This is a genomic window from Rosistilla oblonga (assembly GCF_007751715.1).
Lineage (GTDB): Bacteria > Planctomycetota > Planctomycetia > Pirellulales > Pirellulaceae > Rosistilla > Rosistilla oblonga.
In genome coordinates, this window is the sequence record NZ_CP036292.1 from 3229187 (window position 1) to 3249908 (window position 20722).

18 protein-coding genes are annotated in these 20722 nt (G+C 59.4%); 6 read left to right on the plus strand and 12 right to left on the minus strand.

The window, feature by feature from the left end; all coding sequences use genetic code 11:
* Window positions 1–92 precede the first annotated feature (92 nt).
* From CA51_RS11450 to CA51_RS11465, 4 genes are all read left to right on the plus strand, one after another.
* The gene (locus CA51_RS11450) at window positions 93–1283 is read left to right on the plus strand and encodes a GTPase family protein (RefSeq protein ID WP_145120657.1); all 1191 of its coding nucleotides are present in this window, start codon (window positions 93–95) and stop codon (window positions 1281–1283) included.
* A complete protein-coding gene (locus tag CA51_RS11455; protein WP_145120659.1) occupies window positions 1280–2869 on the plus strand; it encodes a GTPase family protein in 1590 nt (529 codons plus the stop codon). Before CA51_RS11450 ends, CA51_RS11455 begins: the two co-directional genes overlap by 4 nt.
* Window positions 2870–3653: 784 nt before the next feature.
* Window positions 3654–4979: a dipeptidase gene (locus CA51_RS11460; protein ID WP_145120661.1), complete on the plus strand. Its 1326-nt coding sequence runs from the start codon at window positions 3654–3656 to the stop codon at window positions 4977–4979.
* A gap of 263 nt (window positions 4980–5242) precedes the next feature.
* The gene (locus tag CA51_RS11465; RefSeq protein WP_231746134.1) at window positions 5243–6151 is read left to right on the plus strand and encodes a hypothetical protein; all 909 of its coding nucleotides are present in this window, start codon (window positions 5243–5245) and stop codon (window positions 6149–6151) included.
* 65 nt (window positions 6152–6216) lie between these two features.
* Here the strand turns inward: CA51_RS11465 and CA51_RS11470 are convergent, their stop codons facing one another.
* The 9 genes from CA51_RS11470 to tilS form a co-directional block, all read right to left on the minus strand.
* The gene (locus tag CA51_RS11470; RefSeq protein WP_145120663.1) at window positions 6217–7047 is read right to left on the minus strand and encodes a sulfite exporter TauE/SafE family protein; all 831 of its coding nucleotides are present in this window, start codon (window positions 7045–7047) and stop codon (window positions 6217–6219) included.
* Window positions 7048–7053: 6 nt separating this feature from the next.
* Window positions 7054–7584: a FixH family protein gene (locus CA51_RS11475; protein ID WP_145120665.1), complete on the minus strand. Its 531-nt coding sequence runs from the start codon at window positions 7582–7584 to the stop codon at window positions 7054–7056.
* Window positions 7581–9017 carry a cytochrome c oxidase accessory protein CcoG gene (gene ccoG, locus CA51_RS11480; protein WP_145120667.1) on the minus strand — a complete coding sequence of 479 codons (1437 nt, stop codon included), beginning with the start codon at window positions 9015–9017 and terminating at the stop codon, window positions 7581–7583. The genes CA51_RS11475 and ccoG overlap by 4 nt, the downstream gene beginning before the upstream one ends.
* 114 nt (window positions 9018–9131) lie before the next feature.
* On the minus strand, window positions 9132–9734 hold the full coding sequence (locus CA51_RS11485; RefSeq protein WP_145120670.1) for a cbb3-type cytochrome c oxidase N-terminal domain-containing protein: 603 nt from the start codon (window positions 9732–9734) through the stop codon (window positions 9132–9134).
* Window positions 9724–9906: a hypothetical protein gene (locus tag CA51_RS11490; RefSeq protein WP_145095039.1), complete on the minus strand. Its 183-nt coding sequence runs from the start codon at window positions 9904–9906 to the stop codon at window positions 9724–9726. The genes CA51_RS11485 and CA51_RS11490 overlap by 11 nt, the downstream gene beginning before the upstream one ends.
* Before the next feature lie 62 nt (window positions 9907–9968).
* The gene (gene ccoN / locus CA51_RS11495; RefSeq protein ID WP_145120672.1) at window positions 9969–12332 is read right to left on the minus strand and encodes a cytochrome-c oxidase, cbb3-type subunit I; all 2364 of its coding nucleotides are present in this window, start codon (window positions 12330–12332) and stop codon (window positions 9969–9971) included.
* Between the two features lie 501 nt (window positions 12333–12833).
* Window positions 12834–13841: a biotin synthase BioB gene (gene bioB, locus CA51_RS11500; protein WP_145120674.1), complete on the minus strand. Its 1008-nt coding sequence runs from the start codon at window positions 13839–13841 to the stop codon at window positions 12834–12836.
* 195 nt (window positions 13842–14036) lie between these two features.
* Window positions 14037–14534: a SixA phosphatase family protein gene (locus CA51_RS11505; RefSeq protein ID WP_197451760.1), complete on the minus strand. Its 498-nt coding sequence runs from the start codon at window positions 14532–14534 to the stop codon at window positions 14037–14039.
* A 112-nt stretch (window positions 14535–14646) separates the two neighbouring features.
* On the minus strand, window positions 14647–15651 hold the full coding sequence (gene tilS / locus CA51_RS11510; protein WP_197451761.1) for a tRNA lysidine(34) synthetase TilS: 1005 nt from the start codon (window positions 15649–15651) through the stop codon (window positions 14647–14649).
* Window positions 15652–15852: 201 nt separating this feature from the next.
* Here tilS and CA51_RS11515 point away from each other — a divergent pair, with 201 nt between their 5' ends.
* Together CA51_RS11515 and tnpA are read left to right on the plus strand one after the other, a co-directional pair.
* Window positions 15853–16614 carry a hypothetical protein gene (locus CA51_RS11515; protein WP_145120680.1) on the plus strand — a complete coding sequence of 254 codons (762 nt, stop codon included), beginning with the start codon at window positions 15853–15855 and terminating at the stop codon, window positions 16612–16614.
* A 497-nt stretch (window positions 16615–17111) separates the two neighbouring features.
* The gene (gene tnpA / locus CA51_RS11520; protein ID WP_231746135.1) at window positions 17112–17642 is read left to right on the plus strand and encodes an IS200/IS605 family transposase; all 531 of its coding nucleotides are present in this window, start codon (window positions 17112–17114) and stop codon (window positions 17640–17642) included.
* 462 nt (window positions 17643–18104) lie between these two features.
* Here the strand turns inward: tnpA and CA51_RS11525 are convergent, their stop codons facing one another.
* From CA51_RS11525 to queF, 3 genes are read right to left on the minus strand one after another with little or no spacing between them, the layout of a single operon-like run.
* Window positions 18105–19232 carry a hypothetical protein gene (locus CA51_RS11525; protein ID WP_145120685.1) on the minus strand — a complete coding sequence of 376 codons (1128 nt, stop codon included), beginning with the start codon at window positions 19230–19232 and terminating at the stop codon, window positions 18105–18107.
* Between the two features lie 13 nt (window positions 19233–19245).
* A complete protein-coding gene (locus CA51_RS11530; RefSeq protein ID WP_145095719.1) occupies window positions 19246–20256 on the minus strand; it encodes a sugar phosphate isomerase/epimerase family protein in 1011 nt (336 codons plus the stop codon).
* Window positions 20257–20308: 52 nt separating this feature from the next.
* The gene (gene queF, locus CA51_RS11535; protein WP_231746136.1) at window positions 20309–20674 is read right to left on the minus strand and encodes a preQ(1) synthase; all 366 of its coding nucleotides are present in this window, start codon (window positions 20672–20674) and stop codon (window positions 20309–20311) included.
* Between the last annotated feature and the right edge of the window lie 48 nt (window positions 20675–20722).

Below are 20722 nucleotides of genomic sequence, written 5' to 3' on the forward strand. Positions count from 1 at the left end.
TCACAATTGTCGATGGAAGTCTCTGTCGGCCGTGGTGGTTTGCAGAGCGTTCATGACAACCACCGGTTCGATACGAGATAGACCGAAGTTCGATGAGCTCAGTTTGGCAGCGCTGGCGGGACAAGACTCCCCAATCCGAACGCGAATACCAGCAACAGATCGATCCGCTGCGGGCAGCCGCACCGGTCCCGGTGTTGTGGTTGTTTGGTAAGACCGGCAGTGGCAAGAGTTCGGTCATCCACTTCTTGACCGGTGCCGAACAGGCGACGATCGGCGAAGGGTTTCGCCCCGAGACGAAGGCGAGCCGGCGGTTCGATTTCCCCGATTCGACCGATCCCCTGATGACCTTTCTCGATACCCGCGGTTTGGGCGAAGCCGCGTACGATCCGATCGAAGACATCGCGGCCTACAGTCAGACAACTCAGTTGATGATCGTGACGGTTCGCGTTTCCGACCACGCGTTGGTCGACGTCTTGGAACCGCTGCGTCGAATCCGCCGTGCCACGCCCCAGCGTCCCGTTTTGTTGGTGCTCACCTGTTTGCATGAAGCGACCGGAGCGATCGATCTCTCCGAGGGAATCGATCCCTTCGACGCACCGCCCGCTAGCGAAGATCCCGCCGCGGCGGAACCGCTGCCGCCGATCCCCGCTGAACTGCAAACCTTGATCGACCGCAAGTCGGAACAGTTTGCTGGGCTCTACGACCACCTGGTCCCCGTCGATCTCACGCGACTCGAAGACGGATTTGGCGATCCCGAATTCGGCGGTCGACGACTGCGGCAAGCGATCCTGCAATATCTTCCGCACGCCTACCGGCAATCGATGTTGTCGTTGGCCAGCGATGCTCAACAACACCGATCCAAACGCCAGCGGCGGGCCCGTTGGCAAATTCTGGCATCGAGCTCGCTGGCTGCAACCGCCGGAGCGGTTCCCGTTCCGTGGGTCGATATCCCCGTCGTCCTGGCGATCCAGTCGCATCTGGCGATCCGGCTGGGCAAGATCTACGAACAAGAGCTGACGGCGTCGCATTGGGCGGCGCTCAGCAGCGCCGCCGGTTCGCGCATCGCCACGCGGATGGCGCTCCGCGAGGTTTTGAAACTGATTCCCTGGGTCGGCATGGCCGCGGGGGCTGCCAGCGCGTTTGCCTTCACGTACGCTTTAGGCATGTCGTGGGATTGGTACTTCGCCAGCTTGCACCAAGGTCGCGCCCCGAGCGTCGACAAGTTGCGGGAGATCTTTGCCGACGAATTGCAACGTGGTCACGAACTCTGGAAAGCCGAATGAATTATCTACGGTTGCTGCGTCCCCGCGCCGTAGTGCTTGTCCTCTTGTGGTGCCTGCCGGTGGCGACCTATCTGATCATCGGCACGCTGGCGGTTTATCGCGCCGGCTGGCTCTCGTCGCTCGCCTGGGTGCTGCCGGCGCTAGGAGCCATCGCGTGGACGGTTGGCAAGGTTTGGAAACCGCGACGCTTAGCTGAATCCAGCTCCGGCGCGGCGATCGTCGCTCCCGATTTCTGGACGCCTCAAGACACCGCCGCGATCGCCGTCGTCGAACAGTTCCGCAGCGAACTGCCCGAGATGAACCGCTTGAACATCGCCGATACCAACCGCTATCTGAACGATGCGCAAGCCATGGCGAAGCGACTGGCGGGGCATTATTGCAGCCGCGGCAGCCAGGACGAACTGCGCCAGCTGACCCTGGTCGAGGTCCTCGCGGTCGTCCACTTGGCGGTCGAAGACATGGAAGACTGGGTCTTGGAAAATGTTCCGCTCAGCAACGTCGCGACCGTCGGGCATCTGCAGTCGTTGCCGGGGATCGCCCGCGCGGTCGAACTGGGACGCTTGGCAAGCTTCTGGACCACCGCGATCGCCAACCCCGCCAAACTGTTGACCTATCCGTTGTGGCAACAGGCGGGCCAGATCGGACTCGATCTGCAAGACGAACTGATCGGCGTCTTCTATCAAGCCTATCTGCGTCGGGTTGGATACTACCTGATCGAAATGTACAGCGGCCGTTTGAAAGGCGGCTCCCGTCGCTACCGTCAGCAGTTTGGGACGCTAGCCAATGCGATGCATCACAGCGGCGGCGATCGGGGAGCGTTCCAACAGTCCGAAAACGTCGAGACCACGATCGCCGTGATCGGCCAGGTGAAAGCGGGTAAGTCGAGTCTGATCAATGCCTTGATGCAGGACGAAGTCGCTCAGACAAGCGTCCTGCCCGAAACTCGCGCAGTGCAACGCTTTGAATATCGATTGCCCGGTTCCAACAACGCGATCGTCCTGCTGGACACTCCCGGCTACAGCGAAGCCGATGTCGATCGGCAGCAACGCAAGGAGCTTCGCACGGCGGCCGAAGCTGCCGATATCGTGCTGTTGGTGATGGCAGCAAATTCGGCGGCGCGGGGCAGCGACGCTCAAGCGATCGCCGAACTTACCGACCACTACCGCAAGCGATCGCACCTCAAACCGCCGACGATCATCGCAGTGCTGACTCATGTCGATCGCCTGCGTCCAGTCCGCGAATGGACGCCGCCGTATGATTGGACGACTCCAACGTGTTTGAAAGAGGAGTCGATGGCTGAAGCTGTCGCATATACCCACGAACTGTTTGGCGACACGATCGCTCAAACGGTCTGTGTCTACGCCGGTGACCAGCATCCCAACAAGTCGGGCGTGGCCGACAACCTCGTGCCGGCGTTGATCGCCAACCTAGACCAAGCACATGCGGCCGCGATCCTCAAAGCGTTTTACAAGCAGTTGAGCCGCAACCGGATCGAACAGCTGCGCGGGCAATTTACCGGGCTACTGAAAACCGTCGGGCGCACTCTCTTCGATTCCGCCATCGGCGACCGCCCAGCCAAACCGTAGCTCGCGCCGCCAAAACGTTTTCCCACACGGCACCTCCCAATCGGACGCCGTCCAATCGCCAGCGTCCCGCCCCAGAATGGCGTTGTCACCCGGTGTGAAGTTAGCACAACACTTCACCCTCCCCAAAACGCAGTTTGAAAGGGGAGGGTCGAACAAGCGAAGCAAAGTTCGGGGAGGGGCGTCGGCGGCAAATCTCTCAGCGTTTGACGCCTCAGACAGCCCTCCCCGAAAAACTCGCTAGACGCTTGTTTTCCGACCCTCCCGGGCTGCCGCCGGGCGGGTGAAGTGTTTGGCTGCGCAGCGTGAAACTTCACCCTCCCAAAACGAAATTTAGGAGAGGGTCGAACGAGCGAAGCGAAGTTCGGGGAGGGGCGTCGGCGGCAAATCTCCCAGCGTTTGACGCCTCAGACAGGCCTCCCCGAAAAACTCGCTAGACGCTTGTTTTACGATCCTCCCGGCTGCCGCCGGGCGGGTGAAGTGTTTGGCTGCGCAGCGCGACACTTCACCCTCCCCAAAACGAAGTTTAGGGGAGGGTCGAACGAGCGAAGCGAAGTTCGGGGAGGGGCGTCCCGCCGCAAATCACGTCACGTTTGACACCTCAGACAGGCCTCCCCGAAAAACTCGCTAGACGCTTGTTTTCCGACCCTCCGAGCTGCCGCCTGGCGGGTGAAGCTGGCATGAACTCAGAGAGAAGCGTTTCGCCGACGAAGCGTCTGTTATCATGGGCTCTCCCACCTATGAAAAACTTTCCGCGAATCCCTCCTTTCGAAAGGCCTATCCTGCCATGCTGCATCGACGACAACTTTTGGGCTCCCTTGGCACTGCGGCGCTGTTGACCGCTGGACTTCGCAATACGGCGCTGTCGGCTGACGATGCAAGCGATCCGGTTGCTGAACTCTCGACGCGTTTGAATCCCAGCATCCAAGCGGCTCGCGAGGCGGGGCTGAAGATTCTTAAACCATCGCCGGCGGAACTCGACCGCGGGCTGCGATTGCACGCCGAATCGATCGTCTTCGATTCTTATGGTTTCTCACCGCGAGCGGCTGTCGATGGCGATGCGATCGCTGCGGCGATCGAGGCGGGGGCGTCGCACGACCAGGTCAAGGACATGCGAGAAGAGATGTCGATGACGCGGTACGTCAGCGATCCCGTCGAGCAGCAGGAGTATCGCGACGCGTGGCGCGCCTCGGGCGTGACTTGCGTTTTTCAGAACGCTGGCGAAGAGGGACAGGATCCGCTGCGACTGATGCGGCGACTGTCGCGGTTCACCTATGCAACGGATCTGATGCGTGGGTTCGTCAGCAAAGCCGCGGTCCCTGGCGATGTGGAGACCGCCAAACGCGAAGGACGCCACTGTCTCTACCTGACCGGCAACGGTGTGCCACTGAGGCAGCAATGGGAATCGATCCCCGACGAACTCCGCTACATGCAGGTCTTCTATCACCTGGGGATCCGGATGATGCACCTGACCTATCAGCGACGCAACATGATCGGCGACGGTTGCGGTGAGAAGAGCGATGCCGGGCTCAGCGACTTCGGCCACGCGGCGATCGCTGAAATGAATCGCTTGGGGATCATCCCCGATTGTGCCCACAGCGGTTGGAAGACGAGTCTCGAAGCGGCGCAGTCCTCTTCGCGGCCGATGGTCGCCAGCCACAGCACATGCGGCGCGATCCATCCACACATTCGCAGCAAACCCGATGAAGTGATTCGGGCGATCGTCGACACCGGCGGTTACATCGGGATCTGTTGTATTCCCAGATACCTTCGCGGCAGCGGTGATATCACCGCGATGTTGGACCACATCGACTATGCTGTCAAAAAATTTGGTCCCGATGCGGTCGCGATCGGGACCGATGTCGCTTACAACTCGCAGAATGCGGGGCGTGAGCTAGCTAAGCTGCCGCGGATGTCGAAGCAATATCAGCCGTTTCGATCGCTGTGGCCGGCGGACGATTACAAAACGCTGCCGGGAGCTGCCCAAAGCATCGCCTGGACCAATTGGCCGCTGTTCACCGTCGGCTTGGTGCAGCGTGGGCACAGCGACGAAGTGATTCGCAAAATCATCGGCGGCAACGTGATGCGGGTGATCAACGCTTCGATGACTTAAACGATTGGGTAACTGAGTCCGCTGATTTCATACAGCTGCCGCGGCGACTGGTCGATACTACACCTCGACGGCCAGTAGCCATTGCGGCATCGCAGTGGATGCAACTAAGCAGCAAGTTTTTTGTTTTAACCGCGTGGGCATTGCCCCGCGTTCTTTGAGCCGCACGCGGCCCGATGGGCTCGCGGTTAAACGAAAAAATACAATACAACCTGCTTATAGGGTCGTCTCGCAGCGGTGATCTTTGAAGCCTGAGGTGTTTGTCTATGTCGTGCGATGTTCGGAACCGGAACGTATCTTCGTTGCTGGCCGGATTGCTAGCGGTTGCCGCGATCCATTGCAGCGGATGCCGCGTGTTGGCTCCCGTTCCGATCCACGTCGAGAGTCAGCAGATGGCTCCCGAATTGGTCGATTCGAAATCACCGCAAGTCGAAATTGGCCGGCCGCAACCGATCATCGACGGGATCGGCTGGGTCGTTGGCATTCCCGACAAGATCCTGCTGTGGGATCGACGAATCGATCGGCACAAGATCTCCGAAGAGACGATCGATTCGACAGTCGATTATTTGCAGGCGAACAACCTGCCGCATATCAAGGTCCGCGCGAACCAATACAATCCGCTGGACGATTGGCATCGGCTGACGCAGAACAAAACCGTCGCTTGGCCTTGGCGGTATTCGTTGGGGGCGCTGTCAGTCGCCGGCGAAACGATCTTCCCTGGCCGAATCATCGGCGGCGATCACTTCAATCCGTTCACCCAGACGATCCATCTGTACAGCGACGTCCCTGCGGTCGCGCTGCACGAAGCCGCTCACGCCAAAGACTTTACGCGGCGGACCTACCAGGGAACCTATGCCGCCGCCTATCTGTTTGTTCCACTGTGGCACGAGACCCTCGCGTCGCAAGACGTCTTTGCGTTCCTGGAAGAACGCGAGGACCGGGCTGGGCTTGTCGAAGCGAATCGCATCCTTTATCCCGCCTACGGCACCTACGTCGGCAGTACGGTCGGCAACTTCTTTCCCGCCTACTCCGCACCGCTCTATTACACCGGCGTGATCGTCGGTCACATCAACGGTCGGATGCTCAACCGGGAACTGGAGCAACAGATGCCTGCGGGACTCGTGGCAGTCAACGAACCGGTGCCGTCACAGCCGAGCGAAACCGAATCGTTTTAAGTCTGTAGGTGGCGCTGCGCTTACCTACGGCTACCGTCTCAAGATCCCTCGGGGATATTCCGATTTCACTTCGTCTCGTCGGCATCTTCTGCCGGCGGAGTGACTTGGCAACAGGGCAGCGGCGTTTTAGCTATCGCTTGGATCTGAGCGTCGATGTCGTCGTTGTTTTCTGCAGACGCTTCAACGGAAGCTTGCAGCGACGTCAGCGAACCGAGGTTGGCGAAGCCGCGCCCCGAAGCGGTGTAGCAACCGCCGACGACCAACATCACCGCGGCAAATGCAGGGATCGCCATCGTGAAGCGTCGCGATAGAAACTGGGTTCCGGCAACCAGAGCGACCAAGGCGGGAACGGTTCCAATCCAGAAGGCGATCATCACGACAGGCCCCATCGTCAGGCTGCCCGTTCCCGCGGCGACGAGTGCGAACAGGTAAAGCCATCCGCAGGGCAGCAGCGTCGTCAACAGACCGGTCGCCAATGCGCGGCCTGGCAGTGGCAGCCGGAAGACATACGGACGCAGCCGAACCAACAGACCGCCGATTCGGGACGGCGTCGGCCCTTCGGTCGCGTCACTTTTCCGAGGGGCGATGATCGAGATCAAGCGATGGATGCCGATCAGGATCATGATCGCGCCGACGACGCGAGCGGCGAGCAATTGGTATCCCATCGCCGCTCCGCCGAAATCGATCAGACTGCCGATCGCCCCGGCGATCAGGCCAGCCAATGCATATGTGATCAAGCGTCCGATGTGATACAACGCGCCGGCGGTCATCACTCGCCGCCGCGAGACGTTTTCGCTGGCACCGCTGGCCCAGATCGCCAACGGTCCGCACATCCCCACGCAGTGCATGCTGCCCAGCAGGCTGGCGGTGACGATCGCGGTCGCAAGAATCCACATCGCAGATCAATCCCGTTCGAGAGTTCGTTGTACAGTGATCCGTTGGTCGTCGTGGCGGATGTTCAAATCGACCTGCCACAGTCCACTGCGCTCCATCGGCGCCAAGACTTGGTATTCCGCATCGCCAACCGGCTGCATGTCGACCGTTTGCACTTCGGCCGCGCGGGCGTGATGGTAGATGTCCGCGGAGACCTGCAGATCATCGATCGGTTTTCCATCGGCGTCGGCGATCGAAACCTGAACCGCTCGCATCCCGCGTCCGTCGGCGACGTTGGAGACATCCAAGTCGACAGTCCAGCCGAGTCGCTTCGCCGCGGTTCGCTCGCTGTGGATCTGGTCCCAGTTGAGGGCCGCCTGATGGTAATTGGGGACGATCGCCGCCGAAGCGTCTCCCGTCGCCAGTTTGATCGCGACGCCACCGATCACCAATTGCAGCCCCAACAAGGCCACAACTAATGAAACCCAGAACCACTTCGCTTTGCGTTCGGCGATCTGTTGTTCGTTGCGTTGCGCGACCGTCGCCTGGTGATTACTCATTGTCGTGGTCCTAACAGATTGAATTGCACGGTCTTGCTGGCGTCTTTACTGCTGGTCACTTCCAGCGTGGCGGGTTGGTTTCCCGTGCCAAAGGTCAGGCTGCCACTGAACTCGGTCGCGACCGGCACCAGCGACGTTCCGCCCGGTTCGAGCGTGAGCCCCGTCGGATCGATCACCTTCAGTTGGACATTCGCCGGCTCGGCGACTTGCAACGCATAGGTCTGCTTTTCGTCGGTTCGATTGACCAAGCGAATCGTAAAACTGTTGGAGATCCGGCCGCGAGCGACTGTCGTGAACGGAGCCCCTTTGCCACGAAGGACCCGCGTGTCGAAGGTCGTTTTCGTCGACAAGGCATAGGCGAAGCCCGACAGCACGGCGGTCAGGATCAATGGGTAGATGATCGTTCGGGGGCGGAACCGCCGCCGCGGTTTGCCCGCGATCCCGTCTTGGGAACCGTAGCGAATCAGACCGCGCGGGCTGCCGACGCGATCCATTACGTCATCGCAGGCGTCGATGCACTGGGTGCAGTTGATGCACTCCATCTGCAAACCGTCGCGAATATCGATCCCCGTCGGGCAGACGACGACGCAGCGGTTGCAATCGACACAGTCGCCCCCGTTATCCTCGGCACGGTGTTTGCCCTTTTTTCGTGGCTCGCCACGGACCGGGTCGTAGGTCACGATCAACGATTGTTCGTCCAGCATGACCGACTGGAAACGCCCGTAAGGACATGCGATCAGACACATCTGTTCACGGAAGATCAGAAAATCGAACAGCATCAAACCGGTCGTTGCGGCCATCACCAGGAACGCCGCTGGATGGTCGATGGGCGAACTCTGGATCCACTGGCTCAATCGTTCCGTGCCGACAAAGTAGGCGAGGAACGTATGCGCTAGAAACATGCTCAACAGAACATAGACCGCCACACGGGCAACTTGTTTCACGCCCGTGAGTGGCTTCTTGGCGTGGCCGCCGCGTCCTGTAGTCCCATCGAACAGCCGATCGATCGGGCGGAATAGGTATTCCATGTAGACGGTTTGCGGGCAGGCCCAACCGCACCATGCGCGGCCGGCGATCGCGGTGATCAGCACGATCCCGAACATCACGCTCAGCATCAATAATGCCAGCAACATCGTGTCGGTCGGCAGGAAGGTCCTGCCAAAAATCGTGAACTGTCGCGCCGGGATGTCCATCAGGATCAGCGGCTTGCCGGCGACTCGCAGGTGCGGGACCGCAACAAAGACGACCATCAAGATGTAGGCGACGACGCGACGTTTTCGCCACCAGCCGCCGGTCGCCAGGTGAGGCATCAACCAACGGCGGCTGCCATCGCGGCGGAGTGTGCTGAGCACGTCGTCATCGTCGTGCGACGTTCCCGCTGCGCCATGTGCAGCGGCGTGAGGAAGAACGGGAAGCGAGCGTTTGTCGTTCATGAGGAACTTACAGTCATCGCAGCCGGTTGGCGTGCGATGCCGATGCCCTGCAGTGTTAGATTCCGATTTAAAAAGTAAACGTTTGGTAGTTTGCAGTCGGCGATGGTCGTCGCGCTAGGGCGTCGCTTCTTTTTCAGGTTCCGGCGGTGCTTCGGGCCATGGCGGAATTTCGCGTCCGTCGGGACCTTTGCCCCCTTCGACGTTTTCACCACGCAGCGAAGCGACGTAAGCCGAGACCAAGACGATCTCGTTCGGATGCAACCGAGTTTTCCAAGCCGGCATCGCATTGCCGCCAGCGCCGTTGGTGACGACCTTGGCGATGTCTTCGACGTTCTGGATGTACTTGAAATATTCGTCGGTCAGGTTCGGACCGACCATTCCTTCGCCGTTGCGTCCGTGGCACGAGATGCAGTTCGTCTTGAAGATGACCTCACCAACACGGACCCAGTTTTTCTTGTGGCTGTAGCGAACGATCGTTTCCGCATTCGGCTCAAGATCGCCGATCTCAGCGAACTGCAGACGGGTGTTTTCGGCTAACGCGACATCATAGATATCGTGAACCGAGCGGCCTTCGGCACCGCCGTGGTAGAAGACCCAGTACATGGGGCTGAAGGCGATCGACGCGACGAACAACCACTTCCACCAACCGGGCAGCGGGTTGTCGTATTCTTCGATGCCATCGTAGCTGTGATCGAGCTTGTGATTGTTATCGGTCATAACGTGGGTCCTCCACCTTGTCGCTCAACGGGATCGATGCGAAGCGGTCGGTTGCATTGCGGCTGAGCCGCATCGTGCCGTAGACCATGACCGCAAACGCGGCGACAAACAGTCCCAACGCGATTTCGGCACAGTTGGAATAATCGAGTGCGGAAACAAGGTCTCTGATCATTTCGATGTCTCAGATTTTGCAGTGATTGCGATTCATTGATTTCACGTCGTGCGACGCGGAGACTATTCCGCAGTTTCGCTTGCGTCGGTCGCTTCGGCGGTTTCAATCTCCGCTTCGACAGCAACTTCCGCGTCGGCGTCGGTTTCACCCTCGGCCGCTTCTTCCGATTCGGCTTCGGGTTCGGGCGTCTTGAACAGGTCGGTTCCCATCCGTTGCAGGTAAGCGATCAACGCGATCACTTGTTTGTTCTGCTTTCCCGCTGGCCCGCCTTGGCGAACGATATCCGCAGCGACCACCTCGGCTTGCCGCCGCGCGACGTTCGCGGTATCGGTCAGATCCTCTTCGCTGTAGGGAGCGCCCAGATAGTGAACGGTCTCCACGAGTGGCTGGATCGCTTCGAACTTCAGGTCCTCTTCGATCAGATGCCGGTAGCTGGGCATCACCGAACCAGGCGATACCAACTCGGGATCTTCGAAGTGAGTCCAGTGCCAGAAGCTACTCTGCTTGCCACCCTCGCGTTGCAAGTCGGGTCCGATCCGGCGGCTGCCCCACTGGAACGGCCGATCGTAGATGAACTCGCCCGGCTTGCTGTATTCACCATAACGTTTCGTCTCGGCAACCATCGGCCGGATCATTTGCGAGTGGCAGTTGTAGCAGCCTTCGGAAACGTAGATGTGTCGGCCGGCAAGCTCCAAAGGAGTGTATGGCGTAACGGTTGCGATCGTTGGCACGTTGGACCGGATCAAGAACGTCGGGATGACTTCGAACAGCGTCGCGATCACGACGGCTAACGTCGTCAGCACGGTGAACTTAACCGGCAGCCGTTCCCAGCGGCGGTGCCAATCCATCTGGCTGAAGACATCCAACTTCTTGCCCAATTCGAGAACCGGTGCGTCTTGCAAAACGCTTGGTGGCAGCGGTTCGTCGTGGTATTCCTTGCTCAATCGCGGTGCGGAGTAGACCGGGACTTCGTAAGTCTTGGGACGATTGGCCCAGGTCATCAGGGCATTGATCGCCAGCATCACGACGCCGCTGAAGTAGATCGTTCCGCCGGCGACACGCAGCCACCATAGCGGCACAATCGATTGGATCGTTTCGACAAAGTCGGGGTAAACCAGGTGCCCGGTGTCGTCCATTGCACGCCACATCAGACCTTGCATCAGTCCCGCAGCGTAGATCGGAACGATGTACAACAGGATTCCGACGGTGCCGGTCCAGAAGTGCAAGCTGACAAGTTTCGGGCTCCAGATCTTGGTTTGGTACAGCCGAGGCATCAGCCAGTACATCATTCCGAAGATCATGAAACCGTTCCACCCCAAGGCACCTGCGTGCACGTGGGCGATCGTCCAGTCGGTGTAATGGCTCAGCGCGTTGATCGCTTTGATCGACAGCATCGGTCCTTCGAAGGTCGCCATTCCGTAGAACGTGATTCCGACGACGAAGAACTTCAGCACCGGGTCGGCGGCAACTTTGTGCCAAGCACCACGCAGCGTCAGCAGGCCGTTGATCATGCCGCCCCAGCTGGGCATCCATAACATCAGACTAAACAACATGCCCAACGTGCTGGCCCATTCGGGCAGCGCGGTGTAATGCAAGTGGTGCGGGCCAGCCCAGATGTAAATGAAGACCAACGACCAGAAGTGGATGATGCTCAATTTGTAACTGAACACCGGCCGTTCAGCCGCTTTGGGCAGGAAGTAATACATCAACCCCAGGAAGGGCGTAGTCAGGAAAAACGCCACCGCATTGTGGCCATACCACCACTGCATGAAGGCGTCCTGAACGCCAGCGTAAACGCTGTATCCATGGAACAAGCCCGACGGGATGACGAGGTTGTTGAAGACGTGCAACAACGCGACGGTGACGATCGTTGCGATGTAGAACCACAACGCGACGTACATGTGCCGTTCGCGGCGGTTGATCAGAGTCATCAGGAAGTTGCCGCCGAAGATCAGCAGCCAAACGATGGCGATTGCGATATCGATCGGCCATTCCAGTTCGGCGTATTCGCGGCTCTGCGTGATCCCCATCGGCAGCGTGATCGCGGCGGCGACGATGATCGCTTGCCAGCCCCAGAAGTGCAGCCGGCTGAGCACATCGCTCCACATCCGCGCCTTGCACAATCGCTGGGTGCTGTAGTAGACCGCGGCGAAGATTCCGTTGCCGGCGAAGGCGAAGATCGCGGCGTTGGTGTGCAGCGGACGCAAGCGGCCAAACGAAATCCAGGGCAGCCCATTGGTCAACCAAGGGAGCACAAGGAACGTGGCGACGATCAGACCGACCAGTGTCGCCACCAGTCCCCAGACAACCGTTGCCGTGGCGAACATCCGTACGATGGTGTCATCGTACGAAAAGTGTTCCAAGTCTCCAGGTTGCGAATCGCCTGATCTCGCGGCATCCTGCGATGTTACGTCGGTAGTAGCCATAGCCGAACAACTTCTCTAACGGTGAGTTCTTGCATACAGAGAGATGCGAGCGCGATAGCCACGCGTCGCAGACCATAGTTTCAGATATTGTGAAGCGTCATTCAACTGCAAAAGAGAGCGGCTAATCGTCACGCCTGCGACACAATGGTCTCATCCAACGATCAATCCGCCCGCAGATCGCGCTTCCGTTTCATACCAGCACGCAGCGCAAGCAAGTGATTAAAACGGTATCACTCTTGCGAGCACGCAACCCAAACAAGTGAAAACGCTGCGTTTTTGCGAGCACGAAGCGCAAGCGAGTGCCGCAATGAAACGGCATTCACTCGCTCGCCCTTCGTGCTCGTATCTCCAGCGCGGCCGAAGAGGTCGATGCGCAAACCGGCGGTAAGGTTGCCCCGGTTTGCGTAGCTTGCCCGACGAGATTCCAACCGGCATGACGCGAGCGAGAGACGCATTTCGAATCACTCGCTCGTGCTTCGTGACCGCAATTGATCGCGCGGGTTACGACGTGACGGTTTCTTCGTTGATCGTGACTTCGAAACCGAGATCGCGGATCATGTCGTAATCGGCCTGCGGCGGTTGACCCTGCGTGGTCAGGTAATCGCCGACGAACATCGAATTGGCAGCGTACAGCCCCAGCGGTTGCAGCGATCGCAGATGGATTTCACGGCCGCCGGAGATCCGCAGTTCGCGGTCGGGATTGACGAAGCGGAACATCGCCAATGCCTTCAGGCAATAGGCGGGTGTAAGTTGATCGTTCCCTTCCAGCGGCGTGCCATCGACGGCATTCAGGAAGTTCAGCGGAATCGATTCGACTTTCAGTTCTCGCAACTCCATCGCCATGTCGACGACGTCCTCGTCGGCCTCTCCCATTCCGATGATCCCACCGCTGCACAGCTCCATCCCCGCGTTGCGGACATGGTGCAGGGTCTCCTTGCGATCGGCAAAGGTGTGCGTGGTGCAGATCTCTTTGTAATGGTTTTCGCTGGTGTTCAGGTTGTGGTTGACGCGGTCGACGCCAGCTGCCTTCAGCCGCTGAGCGTGCTCTTCGGTCAACAACCCTAGGCAAGCACAGATCTTCAGATCGTACTTCGCTTTGATCTCCGGCACGATCGTCTCGACAGCCTTCATCTCGCGCTCGTTGGGACCGCGAGCGGAGATTACCAAGCAGTACGTTTTTGCTTGGCGTTCGGCAGCGACGCGAGCCGCATCCATCAGCTTTTCGCGGTTGAGGATCGTGTACTTCTCGACCGGTGCGTTGGAGATCTTCGACTGCGAGCAGTAGCCGCAATCCTCGGGGCACAGACCGCTCTTGGCGTTCATCAAAAAATACAGCTGCACGGTGTTGCCGTGGTATCGATGGCGGATCCGGTAGGCGGCCGCCAAGATATCGAGCACCTGAGTGTCGTCAGCCCGCAGAATCGACAGCGCCTCGTCGCGTCCGATCGACTCCCCCGCCAACACGCGGTCAGCCAATCCATGCCAAGTCCCAGTCGCTACGTCTTGCATCGTTTTCGAAATCATTTAGGCCAACAGCAAAAAGCGTTTCAAAGAAAAAGCCCCCGCTGCACCGCAGTCGAGGTCGCTATGATAGGCCTGATGTTATAAAGCTTTCCCGCCTGCGGGCAAACTGGTTACCCGGAACAAATCCCGCCGCACGATTCCGCGACGGTGCCGTTTGCCCCCGCCAACGCAAAAACTTGCTCAATCGATCGCTTTGGGACGCGTTGCCGCCAGCGTGATCGCTTGGCTGCTGAGCCGTAGTTTGGACCACTCGGGAATTTCGAAGGCCAGAGCCAGAATCGCTGCGGTCGGGAAGTGGCCGCAGGCACCGCTGAAGTGCCCCGCCAGCATCTCCATTCCCGGATTGTGACCGACCACCATCACTCGCTCCGCCTCCATCGCGTCGCTGGCGACGACCTTGATGATCGTTTCGGGAGCTGCGTGATAGAGCGTGCGGCTGTCGTGAATCGGCACCTCGACCGGCCACTCTCCCGCCACCGCCTCGATCGTCTGCTGGGCGCGGACGGCTGTCGAACAGAGGACCAGATCGGGAACCAGATCTTGCTCCAGAATCCAGCGTCCGATCCGCGGAGCGTCGCGGCGGCCGCGGTTGTTTAATGTCCGGTCGTGATCCGCAAGCGACACCTCGCCCCAGTCGCTTTTGGCGTGCCGCATCATGATCAATTCAAGTCTAGACATCGATTCGCAACCCGCCTGGCTCGAAGGGGTTTTGTTTTTGGGGGGGCGACGGCAGGGTAGCTCGCGGCCGACAGTTCTGTTGCCTGACATCCTACAGCTAAGTTGGCAGCATTTACAGCCGTCGGGTCAGCACGATCTCGTCGTTTGATACCGACACCTGAACCTCCCCCGGAAGATCAAAGCTTAGCGGCTTGCCTTGTGCCCCGCCGCCGAACATCCGCTGCGTTAACAGTTTCCAGTGTCCATGCGACATTTTGCCCCTCGGCCAAGCCATCCGCTTCCAACAACCCTGCAGTAAAGCGACTTTGACTGCTTCCGGAGCCAGCCGCATCGGGCCGACAGCGATTCGCACGGCGCCGGCTTCGTATCGGACAGCCGTCGATTCGAGCTCGGCCGCCATCTGATCGACAGCCGCCTGCAGTTCGCCGACGTTTTGTCCCAATCGCAACAGCGATTCATCGACCTGCGGAAACTGGGCCTTAAGCAGCGGCAGCAGTTCGACTCGCAACCAGTTCCGCGTCCACGTCGGTTCGGCGTTTGTTGGGTCGCTGCGATACGATTGCCCCACCGCCGACATCGCCGATTCGATCTCCTGACGGGATACGTCCAAGAAGGGACGAGCCAAGACGAGGTCCTCTCCCAAGGGGCGGAATGCCGCGATCCCTCGGGCGCCGGATCCGCCGGTGCCACGCAAGATGTTGTGCAGAATCGTTTCGACTTGATCGTTGCGGTTGTGCGCGACAGCGACATAGCGGGCGCCGAGCCGCCGAGCGACCGAGTCGAGAAAATCGTAACGCTCCCCGCGGAGATCGGCTTCGCTGCGCGATGGATCGCGCGATGCGGAACGCCCGAGTTCGAAATCGAGCCCCAAGTCGCGAGCCACCTCTCCGACAAACGCCGCGTCGTCCGCCGAATCGTCGCGAGTCTGATGGTCGTAGTGGGCAATGATCAAATTCGACGATGCCCCGCCGGCCATCTGCGCCAACGTCCGCACTAAGCAGACGCTGTCGGCGCCGCCGCTGACGCCAACCACCACGCGCAGCGAACCCCATCGCTGCACGGGCCAGACGGCGGCGACGCGGTCGCAAATCGGTTGAAGGGGATCGGTTTCAGACACGCGGTTTTTCGAGCTGCGGTGAAGTTGGAGCGCCGTGATGCCGGTCGGAGGCTGCGGGTTGTAGCGATTGTGACGGCGGGAAGCGGGCGTGAAAGTTGGCTTTCTGGCGACAAATCGCTTGCCAATTCGGAACCGGATTATTGTGGAAGGAGGCCAAGCAGACGCCTTTCAACGCAAACGTCCAACCCGCGAGTCTATCCAATGCGATTCCCAAACCTTGCAATTCCCCGTCTGATCGTCGCCACCGTCGTGGTCGCGGTCCAGGGCGTTGCTTGTGGAGCGGATTGGTTGACGCTGCCGAGCACGTACACGCACGACCCGTCGACCGGAGCCCGCGTCGATCAATATGCCGCCAAAGCTCCAGCGGTCTCCCGGGTCGACCCCACTTATCGCGAGAGCGGTTATCGCCAGTATCGCAGCACGCTGCAATATGGCCAAGCAGCAGACAATTACCACAGCGTCGAAAAGTGGGGCGAACCGGTCCGCCCCTACGGCGAATGGCGATTTCCTGTGCGACCCTATTCCGCACCCTACTCGGCTTGGGGAGCCCCATTGGCCGGCATGAACGTCGGCGGCTATTACCCCGGCTGGCAAGGCGGTTATCCAAATCCCGGATACAACGGCGGTGGATATCCGAACGGCGGCGGACCTCCCCACGGCCAACATCACGGCGGAAACGGCAACGGTCACCATGGCGGCAATCATCCCGGCGGCGGCCAGCCCGGTGGAGCTTCCCCTGGCGGTGGACATTCCGGCGGAGGATACCACGGTGGCGGCCATCCCGGCGGCGGATCAGGTTATCCCGGCGGATACGGACAGCCTGGTTTCGGCGGCGCGTCGCTAACGCCTTACCCGCCAACTCAAGCCTATCCAACGCCGCCCTATTATGACGGATCCTACCCGACGTACGGCGAGCAACCGCGAATGAACGACCGCGAGTTCTACCGCAAGCCGAGGCAATAAGAATTGCTGCGCCTAACGCGGTGCCATTTGACAATACAAGTCGCAAAGCGACGGTATGTAAAAGCCAGGGACGCAAGTCCCAAGAATCCAAGCCCGCCGCGAGACCTCAGGCCTCAGTTGCAACGCGACGGCACGCGCCAGCCTGGGACGCAAGTCCCAGGAACGTGAGTCGGCCGCGATACCTCAGGTCCCCAGTCGCAACGCGACGGCATGCGCCAGCCTGGGACGCAAGTCCCAGGAATCCGACCCCGCCGCGATAGCTCAAGCCCCCAGTCGCACCGCGACGACATGATGCGCCGAACACCTGTCGTCGCTTCGCGACTTCGCAACCGGTCCGTTTGAATTCACCTGGGACTTGCGTCCCAGGCTGTCGCATGCCGTCGCTTGCGACTGGCGTACCTTTCCATCTCCTTTGTCCAGATGAGTCCTGGCGTTTTGACTTGTGGATGCCACAAAACCCAGCGGTGTCGGTTAGAATCGTTAGGGACCTGGGGCTTGTGTTCACAGCACATCGAAGGGCCTTTACAACGATTCAGCCGGCGGTGGCAGGGGGAGTCAAGACGATGTCAACGCACCATGGGATTTTGCTTCACGTCATTTTCTCCACGAAATATCGTAGGCGATACCTTCACGATGCGTGGCGTGAAGAGGTGTTTGCGTACATCGGTGGTACGGTCAAGGACCATAAGGCGGCTCTGTTGAAAGCTGGAGGGATCGAAGATCACGTTCACTTGCTGTTACGGATTCATCCCGAGTTTGCTATTTCGAAAACCATTCAGCTCCTCAAAGCCAATGCATCGAAATGGATCAACGAAGAGCGAAAACTGCCCGGGAGGTTTCAGTGGCAACGCGGGTACGGTGCGTTTTCGGTGAGTCAGTCGATGGCAGAGGTTGTGAAGGCGTACATCAGCAACCAGCGAGCACATCACGCCCAACAAACGTTTGAAAGGGAATACATCGGCTTCTTGGATAAACACGAAATCCAATACGACCCGAAATACGTTTTCGAATCGGAGTTCCTGGCGTGATTGTTTCAGTCGCGAAGCGACGGCATGCGACAGCCTGGGACGCAAGTCCCAGGATCGTGAGCCCACCGCGCCATATCATTCCCCAGTCGCGAAGCGACGCCATGCGATGGCCTGGGACGCAAGTCCCCAGGAACGTGAGCCCACCGCGCCATATCATTCCCCAGTTGCGAAGCGACGCCATGCGATGGCCTGGGACGCAAGTCCCAGGATCGTGAGCTCACCGCGCCATATCATTCCCCAGTCGCCAAGCGACGCCATGTGACAGCCTGGGACGCAAGTCCCAGGAACCCGCGGACCGCCACGCCATATTGTTTCCCCCTGTCGCGACGCGACGACACGATGCCCGGAACACATGCCGTCGCCTTGCGACTTCTCGAGTGTCCTCAATCTTTGCACCTGGGACTTGCGTCCCAGGCTGTCACATGTCGTCGCTTCGCGACTACGGCCCCGTCGCTTGGCGGACTACTGGTCTTTGCGCGGTCGCAGGTTCCCGAATAAGAGTTCGGCGCGGCGAACGGCGGTGGGATCTAGCTCGCGGCAGGTCGCTAGGGATTCGGCGGCGTCGGGGCCTGGGGAGGTGCGGAAATAGTTGACGATGTGGATCCGAATCGGATCGGCAGCGGGCAACGCATAGAGTTCCAACAGTCGCGGGCCGACGGTCCAGTCTTCCATGCGAGCCAGGTCGGGGATCACGTAAGCTGCCAAGCGAACGTTCCGCAGCAGAGGATGTAGCGCCGCGGCGAGTTCCGTTTGGTCAAATCGCTTCGTCTCGACGGCGTGAAAACGGATCGCGTTCAGCGCCATGAAAAGCGTTTGCTCGTCATCGCTGCTGCTCAATAACTGCTTCACCTGCTCCAAGCCCGCGGGCCCTGCCAGCGACATGTAACATCCCACCGCTGCGTCCCAACCGATCGCGTTGCGGTCGATCGTCTTGTCGTCGATTACACGCTGGACCAACGCGGCATCTTCCGGCTCGCCACACACGCTCAACAGCGTCCACATCAATCGGATGCGATGCGGTGGTGTCGTGTCGTCTTTCAGATAGGACTGCAGGTTATCAAGCACCCACTGACGGTCGAGCCGATCGCCTAGACCCTGGATGTCGGCGAAAGGAGCTCGTGCGAATTCGTTGTACGCGTCGTCGGCGACATGCCGATCTTCGGCGACAAGAAAGGGCAAGAAGTAGCCGAGGCGATCGCTTCCGGCTTCCGGAGCGGTCTGCAGGCCGTTGAGGTATTTAACGGAAACCGGAGCCAGCGGCAGCGGAGCTGACCACTGTGGCGCATCGGGGTCGCCAAAAGCAAACAGCAGCACGGGGCCGGTCGGTGGCTCGTCGGGCAGGATGTAGGCATCGACTTGCGAACCGATCCGCCCGTCACCTTTGAGCACTTTGGTGACTCGGAATTTTGCCAACTGCATCCCGATGTCGGATGCCGGCGCGGCCGCGTCGCGATCCCATTGAGCGATCACGCACGCGGCCGATTCACGGATATCGTCCGACAACGTGCTTGCCAAGGCTTCGCAGAACAAACATCCCAGCGCGAGCCGTGGGATGGCGAGCAGAATCAGGCAAGCGAGCAGCGGACGCATGGGCGAAACCCGTTTAGATCGAGGCTTTGATATCGTCGAAGGATCGTGTTTCGTAATCGATCCCGACGTAATCAAGTACTCGACACAGGCCACGCATCGCAACGCCAAAGCCGTCGGGTCCGCTGAATCCGCCGAACTGGCCGCCACCCTTCACGTGTGGTTCCAGATCGCAAACAACGCCCGGAGCACCACGCTTGGCCATCCGCGCTTCGACTTCTGGCATGTAAGCCGCCAGGTCGCGCAAGATCGCTTCGTGGCCACAATCGCCGCGGTCGGCGGGGACGAAGTTCTTCAGCGAAGCTTCATCGACGTGATGGATGCGTCCCGTCGGGCTTGGGTCGTGGTAGTCCTTGATGTGCAACCAGCCCAGGCCGGGCTTCATCGCCAGGTACTGTTCGTAAACTTGGTCGGCCGAAAAACCTTGAGTGCTGATGTTGGCACCGTCGAAGATCGTGACCAACGCCGGATGGTTGACGCCTTCGTGCAGTTGAGCCATCAGTTGACCGGTCTGCCCGATCAGATTCGCTTCGACTTCCAAACCGTAAGTCAGCCCGTAGGAGTCGCAGACTTCCGCGATCTTGCCCAGTTGATCGCAAGCTTGGCTCAGGTGTTCTTCGGGCTTGGTCCCCTTGGGGTGGTAATAGGAGAAGCCGCGGATCAGTTTGCAATCGAAAGCGGTTGCCAGTTCGCAGGCGCGGACGACTTCGGTCTTCAAATATTCTTCGAAGGGGACGTAGCGGTTGCTGGTTCCGTCGTCGACGTCTTTCAGTTTCACTTTGCCGATTGGCGAACCGAGCGTTGCGACGCGGAGGCCGTAGGCGTCCATCAGTTCGCGGATCGTCTTGATCTCGGGGTCGGTCAATTGCATCGCGTTTTTGATGCCGTCGCCAGCGTCGATGAATCGCAACGAAAACCATTTCATGCCCAAAGCGGCAAAGGCGGCAAACTGTTGAACGGCGGTCTTGTCGATCGCGGCTTCGTCGGAAAATCCAGAAAGCAGAACGGAAGGAGCGGAGGCAGGCATGACGTGATTACTCGGTTTCAGTTTGAAAAAGGAAAGGTGGGAAGCGGGCGATTTATTCGTCTTCGGAATCAGGATATTCGACCACGATCACGCTGGACAAACCACCGCGTGGCGTCCAACGACTCTCTAAATTCGCCCAACGTGGCTTTACGGCATTCACAAAGTCGTCCATGATCCGATTGGTAATGTGTTCGTAGAAGATACCCTCGTTGCGGTATCGTTGCAGATACATCTTCAAGCTTTTCAGTTCGATACACAGTTCGTTGGGAACGTAAGTGAAGACCAACGTGCCGAAATCGGGCTGTCCCGTCTTCGGACAGACCGAAGTAAATTCGGGGCACGTGTGTTCGATCGTGTAGTTTCGACCAGCGTACGGGTTATCAAACGTTTCTAGCAGATCACCGAAATCAGTGGACACTTCGCATTCTCCTGAATTAAACCGGCCATTGTCGCATTCGCTCTCAAA

Coding starts and splice junctions, on each gene's coding strand:
- CA51_RS11530 (WP_145095719.1), bottom strand. CDS start 20,256: ATGCCTGCCTCCGCTCCTTCCGTTCTGCTTTCTGGATTTTCCGACGAA.
- ccoG (WP_145120667.1), bottom strand. CDS start 9,017: ATGAACGACAAACGCTCGCTTCCCGTTCTTCCTCACGCCGCTGCACAT.
- CA51_RS11515 (WP_145120680.1), top strand. CDS start 15,853: ATGCGATTCCCAAACCTTGCAATTCCCCGTCTGATCGTCGCCACCGTC.
- CA51_RS11490 (WP_145095039.1), bottom strand. CDS start 9,906: ATGATCAGAGACCTTGTTTCCGCACTCGATTATTCCAACTGTGCCGAA.
- ccoN (WP_145120672.1), bottom strand. CDS start 12,332: ATGGCTACTACCGACGTAACATCGCAGGATGCCGCGAGATCAGGCGAT.
- bioB (WP_145120674.1), bottom strand. CDS start 13,841: ATGCAAGACGTAGCGACTGGGACTTGGCATGGATTGGCTGACCGCGTG.
- CA51_RS11525 (WP_145120685.1), bottom strand. CDS start 19,232: ATGCGTCCGCTGCTCGCTTGCCTGATTCTGCTCGCCATCCCACGGCTC.
- CA51_RS11465 (WP_231746134.1), top strand. CDS start 5,243: ATGTCGTGCGATGTTCGGAACCGGAACGTATCTTCGTTGCTGGCCGGA.
- CA51_RS11450 (WP_145120657.1), top strand. CDS start 93: ATGAGCTCAGTTTGGCAGCGCTGGCGGGACAAGACTCCCCAATCCGAA.
- CA51_RS11455 (WP_145120659.1), top strand. CDS start 1,280: ATGAATTATCTACGGTTGCTGCGTCCCCGCGCCGTAGTGCTTGTCCTC.
- CA51_RS11485 (WP_145120670.1), bottom strand. CDS start 9,734: ATGACCGATAACAATCACAAGCTCGATCACAGCTACGATGGCATCGAA.
- CA51_RS11475 (WP_145120665.1), bottom strand. CDS start 7,584: ATGAGTAATCACCAGGCGACGGTCGCGCAACGCAACGAACAACAGATC.
- CA51_RS11505 (WP_197451760.1), bottom strand. CDS start 14,534: ATGTCTAGACTTGAATTGATCATGATGCGGCACGCCAAAAGCGACTGG.
- CA51_RS11470 (WP_145120663.1), bottom strand. CDS start 7,047: ATGTGGATTCTTGCGACCGCGATCGTCACCGCCAGCCTGCTGGGCAGC.
- CA51_RS11460 (WP_145120661.1), top strand. CDS start 3,654: ATGCTGCATCGACGACAACTTTTGGGCTCCCTTGGCACTGCGGCGCTG.